Genomic DNA, 12,061 nt, shown 5'->3' with positions numbered 1-12,061 from the left:
CCTATCATGCAGGCATCGGGCAGACACCGACTAGCAACAAACGGAGTTAATGCGCGAGCCGCCGATTGCCGCGTTCTCGCGGGAATTCTGCCGATTCCCGGATGGTGCGCCGCGAGCGCGTTAACCAACGGGACCTGCACGCGCCGTCGCGGATCAACCAGGCCGATCGTACGGCTGACGCCTATTCGGCGGAGTCGCCGCCGCGAACCGCATAGCGGCCGCGTCGCCACGCCGAGAAGCGCAACAGCACGAGAACCGAAGGATCGACCCCAGTTCGCCGCCGGCACAAGATATTGAGCGCGATGGTCGTGAGCGCCAGCGACACGGTGGCCGCAATCGCCGCGCCAAGCACGCCGAGCCAGGGGATCAGGACGAGGAATCCGACCAGTCTCAATGCGACATTTGCGGCGACGACGGGGACGTAGATGCGTTCATGGCCGGTCAACTGCAGGATCGCCGCCGACGGACCGCCCGCGGCCTGGATGGCCGTTCCGATCGCGAGCACGATCAGCACCGAGTGCTGCTCGGTGAAATGAGGCCCGAACAGGTTGAGGAGATAGGGGCCGCCGATCCAGATCATGGCGAGGCCTGCGACCACGCAAAGTGCGGTCACTTCCGCCATGAGCTGCAGCGTCCGCTCGAATTCCCGGTGATTTTTGCTGAAGTAGAGCGAAGGAAGCCGGCGCGCGCCGAACGAGTACAGCGCGGCGGAAAGCATGGCGAAGATGTTGGCGAGGCGTGACGCCGCGAAGTAGATGCCGGCGGTCGCCGGATCCAGCATCCAGTAGACCAGAATGACGTCGAAATACTGGTTCGCGACTTCAAGGATGGACGCAAGCCAGAAATGCAATGCGCTCGATCGCCAGCGCGTTGCTTCGGAATTCGCTGCTGTGGCGCGCAAATCCGGCAGCGCCCGTACAATCGCAATGATCTGTGCGACGAGGCCCACCGACATCGCAATCGTCATTGCGGCGATCAGCTCGGCGGGATCGAGCTGCCGATGCCCGAACAGCATGGCGAGCAGAAACAGCACGACGAAAACCCGCCAGAAGAACTCGCGGTTGCCTTCGCCCATGATAATGCTGACCAGCGAGCGCGCGATCTGGCTGCCGAGCATCAATCCGGCACTCACGGCGGTGTAGGCCGAGACGGCGAGGATCAGCAGCCACAAATCCCCTCTGAAATGCGCAACCGCCGCAACTGCGGCGATCGCGATCAGCATCGCGACGGCGGAAATCCTGAAGCTGGAGAGCAGGAGGCCCTTGGTGAGGTCGGGCCTGTCGCCGACCTCATACTCGTTCAGGAACCGCACCAGCAATGCTTCCTGACCGACCAGGCCTACGACTGCGGCGATCTGGGCAACCGAAAGCCAGGTCGCAAAGATGCCGAATCCGTCGGGTGTCATCGTTCGCGCGGCCAGCGAGAACAACGCAAACGCGAGCGCGCCGCTGCCAACCTTCAGGAGGATGGTCCCGACGACACCGCGCGTGACGTCACGCCGCAGAAATTGAACAATGGAATCGATCATCGAAGATGCGAAGCGTTCCCCGAAGATGGGCGTTGCAAGGACGGCGAGAGCCTAGCATGCCGGAAAAATGCGAGTGTTAATGCGCGGTCTTCAGGTCCCGCCGTCTGTCGTCGACGAAGGTCGTACGCCGCTGCTTCACTGCGGAACAGCCGCGTCCGTGATGTGCCAGATTGAGCGGGCACCGGCTCGGTCGAAAAGCGGCGCGATGTCGTGCCGGTGCAAGATGCGGGGCGAAGCCGGCCGGCCTGCGGCTGTTCGAGCATTGGAATGGCCTCTCTGGAACGAATTCGGACGCTTTGTCTGACGAGACAGCAGTATTTCGAGGTCGTTCTGAGCAAGGCGCGTGCCGGGACGGATGTGTCCGGCGACCCGTTAACCTCAATCGCCGGAAATGATCGCGTTTGGCTCTGCGATACGACATCAGGCGAGGGAATTGCACATGGAACCACCGTTAACCGTGGAGCCCTAAACCATGACGACGGATAGACCCGTGACCGAGCCGAGCGCTGCAGCTGCGACTGCGGCGATCGTCGCAGACATCGCGATCGTCGGTGGCGGCCTCGCGGGATCGCTCGCCGCGTCCGTGCTTGCGCGGGCGGGGCATCGCGTCGCACTCGTCGACAAGCGCGCGGTGCATCCGGACGAATTCCGGGTCGAGAAGCTCGGTGGCCAGCAGCTCGAGATGTTCCGCAGGCTGGGCTTCCTCCATGCGCTCGAGAACGTCGCCTGCCGGTATGACCGGGTGCTCAATATCCGGGAGGGCAAGGTCGTCGATGTCGGCGTCGGCCAGGCTTACGGGTTTTCCTATGCCGGCCTCGTTGCGATGGCGCGCAGCCAGCTGCCTGATCCGTCCAATCTGATCGTCGACGAAGTCACCGCAATCAGCCCCAGCAATGATGTCCAGCATATCGAGCTTGCGTCCGGACGACGCCTTGAGGCGCGGCTCGTCGTGCTCGCCACAGGCATGGCGGGAGCCCTCGGCTACAAGCTCGGCATCAAGCGGCGCGTGCTGGCCGAGCGCCATTCGGTGTCGTTCGGCTTTTCGATCGCCCGCCGCGATGGCACGCCATTCGATTTCGAGGCGCTGACCTGTTACGGCGAGCGCACCGCTGACGGCATCGACTATCTCAGCCTGTTCCCGGTGCCATCGGGCATGCGGGCCAATCTGTTCATGTTCCGTGACCCGACCGATCCGATCATGCGCGAGCTGCGCCGCCAACCGGAAGCGACCGTCCTGCGGCTGCTGCCGGGACTGCGGCCTTACCTCGGCGACTTCCACGTGACCGACAAGGTGCAGAACTGGGTGATGGATCTGACCGTGGTGGAGGGACACCTTCAGCCCGGAATCGTCCTCATCGGCGATGCGTTCCAGACCAATTGTCCCGCCGCCGGCACGGGCGTCGCCCGCCTCTTGGTGGACGTCGATCGCCTTTGCACGGAGCACGCGCCGCGCTGGCTCGCAAGCGCCGGCATGGGCACGAAGAAGATCTCGCAGTTCTACTCCGATCCCGACAAGCTCGCGGCAGACCAGCGGTCGCTGAAAATGGCGCGCTTCCGTCAGGCCCTGACGTCCCGCAACGATATCGAATGGGATGTGCGGCGGCGGTTGCACTTCCTGCGGCGCAGTCTCACGCATCGTGTCGATCAGATGCATCCGGGCTGGCTCGGACGCGTCCGCGGCGCGCTCCGCGCCTGAGCTCTGCGCCCGCTCGCTTGCGTTTTGGTTAGCGCGTGGGCGTCGGGGTGCGGGCCGGCAGGAGCCTGAAATCCGATAGCCGCTTGGCCGCCAGCTTGAGCCAGGGAGCCTGCCTCAGCGCGAACAGGCTGATGGCGCCCGCGGTGCTGCCGGCCTGCGTGACCATCCACATCGGCGAAGGCTGGCCGCCGAACAATTTCTTGTACGGCTCGTCGCCAATCGTGAAGTCGAGCATCTGATCGCCGCGCTCGATGCAATCCCTCGCCACTTGCTCGAACATCAGAGAGCCCAGGGATTGGCTCTTGTACCCGTCGATATCGAAGGCGCTCATGATGACGAGGAAGCTGCCGCGATGGCGCAGTCCGAGCACGGCGGCGATCACGCCGCCGTCCATCTTCATGGCGTAGAGTCGGACGAACGAGCCGAGACCGCGGGCCGCCACGTCAGAATAGAAGCTGTAATATTCGGGGCGCTGGAGCAGGTCGCCGTCGCCCTGGGCGTGAAAGCGCGGGCCGCGATATTGCTTCATCGCGTCCATCGCCTCGGAGATCGAGGCGCTGTCGTCGCAGCATGAGAAGCTCAATGCTCCCTTCTTCTGGAGCTGGCGATATTTCTTGGCGAGCTCCTTCTGATAGGAGCGATCCAGTGCGCTGGCACGCCATTGCTCGAACGGGGCGACGAGAACGGTCGCGTAGGCGTTCGTCTCCATCGAGACGCGGCGTGGCGCGCCGAGTAAGCTCTCGATCGGAAGCCGTCCGTCGGGCAGCTTGGTCAAGCGGAGCAGATCGAACGGGCGGGCGAGGCGCCTGATCTCTGCGCAGGCCGCTTCATCCTCCAGCAGGCTGGAAAACACCTCGGGACTGCAGACCGGCGCCAGATAGTCGGATACGCGCAGATCGGCGAATTCGATGGTCCGGATCGGGCCGCGGCGGATTCGGAGCAGGGGCAGCACCATCGCCAGCGCCCCCGTCGTACGGCGACGGACCACGACGACCAGCGGCGTCGCGCCTGCATGGGATGCGAGCCTGGCGTAGAGGCTGTCCAGCCAGAGCGGATGCTGAAACGCGGTCGCGGCAGAGCTGTCGAACAGCGCTCCGTATTCCGGAGACAGGAAGTCGAACGCCTGCTCGATGGCGATATCGAATGTATTGCTTGGCTTATTCATGCGTGACCACGGAAACCAGATAACCCGGAGAAGTCGATCGGGCCGGATCCCGCGCTTGTATAGCAGGGTCGTGACGGCCGAGGCACCAGCGGGGTGCGATTTGCATTAACGCATCGAGCAGGGCCGTATCGTTATCAATCCCCGAAGTTTCGAGATTTCGCGGTGTCGGGGCTCGGGAGATCAACCCGCAGTAGTAGATAATTAACCAAGCTTAAGGGAAAGTCACCTCATGGCCATCCTGCAGACCGAGAGAGCCTCCGAGGCACTCACGAGCGCGATCTGGAAGACGCGCAGTGCCGGCGTGGAGAAGATCGCCAGGCTCGTCATCTGCGTCTCGATCACCGTCAATGTCGTCGCGTCGATGGGGACATTCAATACGGCGATACTGCCGGCGGGACTGACTTATCTGCAACAGGCGGTCGCTCTGCTGATGTGGAGCGTCCTGATCTACGCAAGCGCGTTCGTACGCCCGCGCCTGCAGCTGGCGTTCAACCCCGATCTGATCGCGCTCCTCGCATTCTACGCGTTGGCGGTCGTCTCGGTGTTGTGGACCACCCTGAACGCCGCAGCCATCATGAAGAGCGCCGCTCTTGCAATGACGACGTTTGGCGCGTTCTGCATGATCACGCGGATCGATATCGACGATGTCGTGAAGGCGACATCCTCCGGGCTCTTCATATTGGTCGCCGCATCGGCGCTTTGCGCACTCGCCGTGCCCGATATCGGGATAGATCATAGCTGGATGCACAATGGTCAATGGCAGGGCGTCTATGAATCGAAGCAGACGCTCGGCTTTGTCGGTGCGTATCTGATGTTCTTCTCCTGCTACCGGAAGATGACGGGGCAGGGGTGGCTGGCGTTCCTCGTCGCGTTCCTGTTGGCGTCGACCTGCGTCCTCGCGTCGGAATCGCGCGGCGCCGGTGCCGTCGCCCTGGCGGCTTGTGCGCTGCTCGTGACGTCGATGTGGTCGGTCGGCTGCATGAGGCTCTATGCGATCCTGCCGTTCGTCATGTGCGTTATGGCCGGCCTCCTGATCGTCTATTTTTACGCGACGGGATACGACGCCATCCACATTGGCGATGCGACCGTCAATTTCACCGAGCGGACCTTCATCTGGCACTACGCGATAAGCCATTTCGACCATGCGCCGCTGCTCGGCTTCGGAATCAACGGTTTCTGGACGATCCCGTCGATCTACGATTATTTCGAGCAGAACCACGGTTGGGTGCTCGACAACTATCATAGCGGCTATATCGCGATTCTGATGGAAACGGGGTTCCTGGGCTACGTGCTTTTCGCAGCGAGTGTTCTTCTGTTCTCGAACAAGGTTCTCTATTTGATTTCTGCACGATCGATCCACCGGGCGCACTGTGCCCTCATTATCGGGTTTGTCGCCCTCAGCTTTCAGACCAATTTCACCGAGACGACGTTCCTTCGCTCGACCATGTTCACGTCGGTGCTCCTCGTGGCGTTCCTCCTTGCAACGTGCAGGCCGGTGCCGGAGACCGATTTCTAACCCTTACGGAATGGAAGCAGGATGACCGCCCACCGCGCTCGCTGGTCGAGAAGCTTCAATCTTGCCGCAGCGGCTTTCGTCTTCGCATCGCTCTGCTCCGACGCCCATGGCGCCGGGCAGGTCGTGCCTCGCGATGCGGCAAGGTTGGGACGCGGGATCAACATTCTCGGTTACGACGGAATCTGGGAGGGCGGTCAGAACGCGCCGTTCCGTCTGGACAATTTGACGGCGATCAGAAAGGCCGGATTCGCGCACGTCAGGATCAATTTCTTCGGCTTCAAGTTCATGGATCGCGGGAATGTGCTGGATGAGGCCGTGCTGAGAAGGCTTGATGCCGTCATCGAGGAAATCCTCGCCAGGAACCTCGTTCCCATCGTCGACGAGCACGACACGCATGTCTGTCAGCGTGATGTATCCGAATGCGGCGAGAAGCTCAGGGCATTCTGGCGGCAGATCGCGGAGCGCTATGCCGGAAGATATCCCAGGCTCGTCTTCGAGGTCTTGAACGAGCCGGGGGGACAGATGACGTCCGCCAGCTGGAATTCGCTCCTCAACGACTGTATCGGCATCATCCGCCGCACCAACCCCGAGCGGCGGGTCATTGCTGCGGTTCTCAACACGGACGAGATTCCCATCGACGATCTGGCTCTCCCCGCCGACGACAGGAACCTCATCGTCACCTTTCATTATTACGCGCCGATACGCTTCACGCATCAGGGTGCGCCATGGTCCGAGACGTTCGCGCGCATCGGGCCGCTGGATTGGGGCAGTCCGGACGACGAAGCCAAGGCGGCCGCTGATTTCGAGAAGGTCAGCCGGTGGTCGGAGCGAGAGAAGCGCCCGATTTATCTCGGCGAGTTCGGGGTCTACGAACGAGCTCCATCCGAGAGTCTCCAGAGATACCTGTCGTTCGTGGCGCGAAGCGCCGACAGACGTGGCTGGGCATGGGCCTATTGGCAGTTCGACCATGATTTCGCGGCCTTTGACAGCGCCCGTCAGGCCTGGAAGCCCGACATCCTGCGCGCCCTGATCCCGCCGGCCCGTTGAGGCCGCGGTTCACGGCCAGTATCGGCCAGATCACGATCGCCTAGCGGTGACGGCTAACCGCCGTCTCTGGCGCGGCAGAACAGATCGATCCCGCCGACCTGTCCGCCCTTGAGCGCGATCTCGATGTTCGCATGCGCGCGATCCGATGATGCGCGGTTGAGTGGCGCGCCTTCCGCGAGAGGGGCGATCGCGGTCAGCGCATAGATGCCCATCGCCTGCAGCGCATGTCCGGACGTGTCGCCGCCGGCGACCACGGCGCGAGGGAGCCGCGCGGTTTCCAGAATGGAGTCCAGTGCCTGGCCGAGCCCCGCGCCGATGCGCTCGTTCACCCCACTCGCTGTTGCGCCGCTCGCCTCGATGGCCGCGTTGAGCGCACCGATGGCGGGATCGTCGGGCCCACTTGCGGTGATCAGGAGCGCATCGCGCCCCGACGCGAGTGCGGCGAGCGCACGTTCGGCAGCGCGGCCGATCTCCCTGGTCCATTCAACCGCGTCGACGGCGCGGGTCGCATCGAGCCGTTCGATATCGAAGCCATTGTCCGCGGCATGCGCGATCTGCGCGGCGGTGACGGGCGAGCAGGAGCCTGAGACGCAGGCGATGCGCTCGACGCCGGCAAGGCGCAGATCAGGCTTGCTGTCGGCAATCAGGCCCGCCGACCGCCAATAGGCGACCAGGGCCTGCTCGACACCTTGCGAGCCGGCGACAAAGAGCCGTTCGCCGCGATATTCCCAGATCAGGCGGCCGGCTTCGATCAGGGATGGCTGATCGAGCACGTCGAGCGAGATGATCTCGGTGCCGGCGCCCCTCGCGCGCATCAGCGCCAGATCCGCGCCGCCATTGGCCATGGTGACGAAGTCGATCAGTCCGATCGATCGCGCCGTCTGTTTTGCAAGATGTCGGCCGAGATCGGACTCGTCCATCGGCGTCACCGGATGACGCGACATGGTCGGGTGCCGGTCGAGACGATGGCCGACGCCATTCACGGCCGCGAACAGATGGCCGAACATCTGATAGCGCCCCATCGCCGGCGATCCCACGAGGAGCGGATGCCAGGCGCCGCCGAGCTGCGGCACGGCGAGATCGATCGCACGCCCGATCGAGCCGATCTGCGGCGAGGAGTCGAAGGTCGAGCACACCTTGTAGTGTGCGATCGGCGCGCCGATACCTGCGAGCACCGCGAAAGCCGGCGGCAGGTTTTGCTCCATCCAGGCCGGATCCTTCGCGCGCGCCGTGCCGGCGATGCCGATGCCGCGGTACTGCCCGATAGAAACGAGACGTTCGGGCGTCGGAGGTTCGAGGAACAGGATTGTCGGCAAGCCTGCGAAGGTGAGGGCCTCCATCGCCGCGGACGAGCCGGTGTAATCGTCGCCGTAGAAGGCAACGAGTGGACCGTCGGGCAGGGTGGATGCGCCGCTCACGGCTGCGGGCTCGCCATCGCGGCGTCCCATGCTGCGCGCAAATCGGCAACGCCGGCGGCCGGTCCAGCGGGATGGGCGAGAATGCCGCCGCCTGCTGCGAAGATCAGATCTGTCGAACCGAGTGCGCGCCAGGTCGGCGCGGCCTGAGCCGGCGTCTGGCCCGAGGAGAACACGGGCATCGCGATGCATGGTTTGTGCGCGAACATCGGCGTCAGCGCCGCCTTTGCGGATGTGACCACGCTGTCATCGGTCTCGCTGAACTTGTTGCCGATGCCGTTGACGTGCATGTGGTCGGCGCCGGCCAGCCGCCAGATCTTGTGCCACGCCGTATAATCCCAGCCGAGCGCGGGATGACGGTTCAGCGCGCCCCAGCCGTTGCGATGCGCATGAACGGGAAGCTGCGTATGGCGGCCGATCTCGACCATGCCGGCGAGCCCGACCGAGTTGATGCTCGCCATCACGCAGGTGCCACCCTCGCTGAGCACCAGATCGTGCCGGCGGCGCATCTGGTCGATCTCGCCGGTCAGGTTGAAGGCGATCATGACCTTCTTGCCGGTTCGATCAGCGTGGTCGTTGACGACGCGCATCACGGCGCGCACGCGCGCGTCGAACGGACAATAGGCGCCGTCCGATTGCAGCTCGTCATCCTTGATGAAGTCGATGCCGGCCTCGCACAGCGTGGCGACGAGAGAGGCCGTCTCGGCCGGACTGAGTCCGATGCTCGGCTTGATGATGGTGCCGATCAGCGGGCGGCCGCTGACACCGGTCAGCTCGCGCGTGCCGGCGACGCCGAACTTCGGTCCGGGATAGGCGGCGGCAAACGCGAGCGGCAGGCGCAGGTCGAGCAGGCGCAGGCCGGTCAGCTGGCGCAACTCCCAGAGATTGCCGGCGATCGCCGTGACCAGATTGGGCAGTGATGCGCCGATATTGTCGAGCGGCCATGACAACGTCACGCGCGCGCGATTCCAGGGGCCATCTGGGTTGATCGGGCGGGCGACCGGGAGCGACGGCGCGGAGATTGCATCAAGCAACTCGATGCTCTCGACGCGGGCGGCCGCACGCGCCTTCAGCTCCGGCGTTTCGCCGGGCACCGCAACGAACGTGCCGCTCGACTGCTCGCCCGCCATGGTTTCCGCGGCAAGACGCGGATCTTCTGGCGTTTCGATCAGATAGTCGGCTTCGATGCGAACGGGATTTTGCGTCACGGGAGCGCAGGTCTAGAGCTTGGTCAGATCGGGGAACGGCCGCACGGGGTCGCGCCCGTCCCAGCCTTTGGCGGCTGCGCGGATGAGATCGAACATCTTGCCCTTGGGTCCCGAGACCTCAGACAGTTCGATCACCGTTCCCGGATGATACTCCGTGTCGAAATAGACGAAACGACCGCGCGCGCCGACTTCGCCGCTCATGACCGGCTTGAAACCCTCGGCTTCGAGACGGGACAGATCGGCGTCGTAGTCTTCGGTCCAATAGGCGACGTGCTGCAGACCCTTATGTCCGGCTTTCAGGAAGTCGGCATACATCGACGGCGCATCGTTGCGGATCTGGATCAGCTCCATCTGCAGCGGACCGGAATTGGCCAGCGCCACCGAATTGTGCGGCTCATAGGCCTTGCCGCGATAGTGGTAGTTCACGATTGGAACCCGCGGATTATAGAACCACGGCCCGATGCCGAGCTCGCGGCTCCAATAATCCATGGCCTTCTCGATGTCGTCAACGACGTAGCCGGCTTGCCGGATCTCACCAAAAAAACGGCTCATTGCATGATTCCCATGATCTTCAGAATTTGAGGAAGCCGATCGACAGCCACGGCACGGCCGCGACGATGGCGAGGCCGATGAAGAGCGCCGCGACATAACCCCAGATGTGCTTGAGGCCTTCGTCCGGCGATATCTTGCTGATCGCGCAGGCGCCGTAATAGCCGACGCCGAACGGCGGCGCGAACAGGCCGATGCCCATCGCGAGGATCACGACCATCGCATAGTGCACTTCGTGCACGCCGGCCTGCTTCGCAATCGGAAACAGCAATGGGCCGAACAGCACGATGGCCGGAATGCCTTCGAGCACGCTGCCGAGCACGACGAAGGCCACAATCGAGATCGCGAGGAAACCGTAGGCGCCGCCGGGGATCGCCGCCATCGCCTTCGCCAGCTGTTGCGAGAAGCCGGATTGCGTCAGTCCCCAGGCCATCGCCGTGGCGCAGCCGATGATGAAGATGATTGCGCCCGTCAGCGAGGCCGTCTCGACCAGCATGGATTTCAGCCGCCGCCAGGGAAACTGGCGGTAGACCACAAGGCCCATCAGCACGGCGTAGGCGATGCCGATGGTCGAGACCTCCGTGGCAGTGGCAACACCTTCGACGACGGCAGTGCGGATCACGAAGGGCAGCAGGATGGCGGGCAGAGCGACCATTGTGAGTTTTGCGATCTCGCGCTTCGAGGCCCGCCGCACATGGCTCAGATCCTCGTTCCGGTAGCGCCGCCACACCACCACGCAGAGCGCGGTGCCCACGACCAGGGCCGGCAGCAGCCCGCCCGTGAACAGCGCCGCGATCGAGACACCGGTCACCGAGCCGATGGTGATCAGCACGATGCTCGGCGGAATGGTTTCGGTCTGCGCGCCGGTGGCCGACAGCAGCGCGACGAGGTCGCCGGGCTTGGCGCCGCGCCGCTGCATCTCCGGCAGCAGCACCGGCGCAATCGCGGCCATGTCGGCGATCTTCGAGCCGGAGATGCCGGAAACCAGATACATGGCCCCGATCAGCACATAGGACAGTCCGCCCCTGACATGTCCGAGCAGGCTTGCCAGAAACTGGATCATGGCCCGCGCCATGCCGGTCATTTCGATCAACGCGCCGAGGAAAATGAAGAGCGGCACCGCGAGCAGGATCAGGTGCGACATGCCCTCATCGAGACGGCCGACCATCACCATCATCGGGACGCTGGTTGTCAGCGCCAGATAACCGAAGGTCGCGAGCGCAAAGGAGAAGGCGATCGGTACGCCGGCGAACACGTTGGCTGCGACCACGCCGACGAAGAAAATGATGAGATTGTAGCGTCCGAGCGGGGCGAGCAGCGGTCCGGCAAGCCAGAATGCGGCAATCAGGACGGCGGCGGTGATGAGGGCCGCGACGATCAACGCGGGGCGGTGATGCGTCGCGAGCCGGATCGCGGCGACGACGGCCATCAGGGTCATCCCGACGGGAATTGCGGCTGCGCGCCAGGCGTTACTGATCTCCAGCGCCGGGGTGACGATGACCTGTTCCTCGCTCGCATAGTCGAAGGCGGGATGCAGGATCAACGCCAGCAGGGCTAGCGGCGCCACCGCAGCGATCGTGTCGAGAAAGGCGCGCGCGCCCGGGCCGACATGGCTGACGAGCCCTGTCATGCGCATGTGCTCGCCCCGGCGCAGCGCGATCACCGCGCCCAGCATCGAGAGCCAGAGAAACAGGATCGAGGCCAGTTCGTCCGACCAGATCAGCGGGCTGTGGAAGGCGTATCGCATGATGACGCCGGCGAGCATGATGCCGATCTCGACCAGCACGACACCGGCCGCGGCGGTCTCGACCACCGCACCGAGCCAGCGGTCGACGGTGCCAAAGGCGCTCGCAAGCTTGCGCGTGCCCGCAGCGGAAGCAGGGTGCGCGGCCGCCGCCAGATAGTCCGTCATCTGATGCTCTGCGATCGTCATCGCG

At 64.0% G+C, this 12,061-nt stretch carries 9 protein-coding genes; 3 read left to right on the top strand and 6 right to left on the bottom strand.

What is annotated here, in order from left to right; genetic code table 11:
• Positions 1–181: 181 nt before the first annotated feature.
• A complete protein-coding gene (locus tag AB7Z56_RS30005; protein ID WP_063984383.1) occupies positions 182–1,528 on the bottom strand; it encodes a lipopolysaccharide biosynthesis protein in 1,347 nt (448 codons plus the stop codon).
• Between the two features lie 472 nt (positions 1,529–2,000).
• Between AB7Z56_RS30005 and AB7Z56_RS30000 the strand changes: the two genes are divergently transcribed.
• Entirely contained in the window at positions 2,001–3,224 is a 1,224-nt protein-coding gene (locus tag AB7Z56_RS30000; RefSeq protein WP_063984382.1) for an FAD-dependent oxidoreductase, read from the top strand.
• Between the two features lie 28 nt (positions 3,225–3,252).
• On the opposite strand, the gene AB7Z56_RS29995 is transcribed toward AB7Z56_RS30000, so the two are convergent.
• Complete coding sequence (locus AB7Z56_RS29995; protein ID WP_231144496.1) at positions 3,253–4,389, bottom strand: GNAT family N-acetyltransferase; 1,137 nt, start codon at positions 4,387–4,389, stop codon at positions 3,253–3,255.
• Between the two features lie 229 nt (positions 4,390–4,618).
• Between AB7Z56_RS29995 and AB7Z56_RS29990 the strand changes: the two genes are divergently transcribed.
• Both AB7Z56_RS29990 and AB7Z56_RS29985 read left to right on the top strand, forming a co-directional pair.
• Positions 4,619–5,905, top strand: a complete 1,287-nt coding sequence (locus tag AB7Z56_RS29990; protein WP_063984380.1) for an O-antigen ligase family protein — start codon at positions 4,619–4,621, stop codon at positions 5,903–5,905.
• Between the two features lie 21 nt (positions 5,906–5,926).
• Positions 5,927–6,952 carry a glycoside hydrolase family 5 protein gene (locus AB7Z56_RS29985; protein WP_063984379.1) on the top strand — a complete coding sequence of 342 codons (1,026 nt, stop codon included), beginning with the start codon at positions 5,927–5,929 and terminating at the stop codon, positions 6,950–6,952.
• Positions 6,953–7,005: 53 nt separating this feature from the next.
• On the opposite strand, the gene AB7Z56_RS29980 is transcribed toward AB7Z56_RS29985, so the two are convergent.
• From AB7Z56_RS29980 to AB7Z56_RS29965, 4 genes are read right to left on the bottom strand one after another with little or no spacing between them, the layout of a single operon-like run.
• The gene (locus AB7Z56_RS29980; RefSeq protein ID WP_283018582.1) at positions 7,006–8,370 is read right to left on the bottom strand and encodes a four-carbon acid sugar kinase family protein; all 1,365 of its coding nucleotides are present in this window, start codon (positions 8,368–8,370) and stop codon (positions 7,006–7,008) included.
• Positions 8,367–9,575: a ribulose-bisphosphate carboxylase large subunit family protein gene (locus AB7Z56_RS29975; RefSeq protein WP_063984377.1), complete on the bottom strand. Its 1,209-nt coding sequence runs from the start codon at positions 9,573–9,575 to the stop codon at positions 8,367–8,369. Before AB7Z56_RS29975 ends, AB7Z56_RS29980 begins: the two co-directional genes overlap by 4 nt.
• Before the next feature lie 12 nt (positions 9,576–9,587).
• A complete protein-coding gene (locus AB7Z56_RS29970) occupies positions 9,588–10,127 on the bottom strand; it encodes a VOC family protein (protein WP_014496479.1) in 540 nt (179 codons plus the stop codon).
• A gap of 19 nt (positions 10,128–10,146) precedes the next feature.
• The gene (locus AB7Z56_RS29965; protein ID WP_187387761.1) at positions 10,147–12,057 is read right to left on the bottom strand and encodes a TRAP transporter large permease; all 1,911 of its coding nucleotides are present in this window, start codon (positions 12,055–12,057) and stop codon (positions 10,147–10,149) included.
• Between the last annotated feature and the right edge of the window lie 4 nt (positions 12,058–12,061).

The organism is Bradyrhizobium sp. 482_C4_N1_8, from assembly GCF_052075965.1.
Taxonomy (GTDB): Bacteria; Pseudomonadota; Alphaproteobacteria; order Rhizobiales; family Xanthobacteraceae; genus Bradyrhizobium; species Bradyrhizobium barranii.
This window is presented reverse-complemented; position numbering and strand designations above follow the sequence as displayed.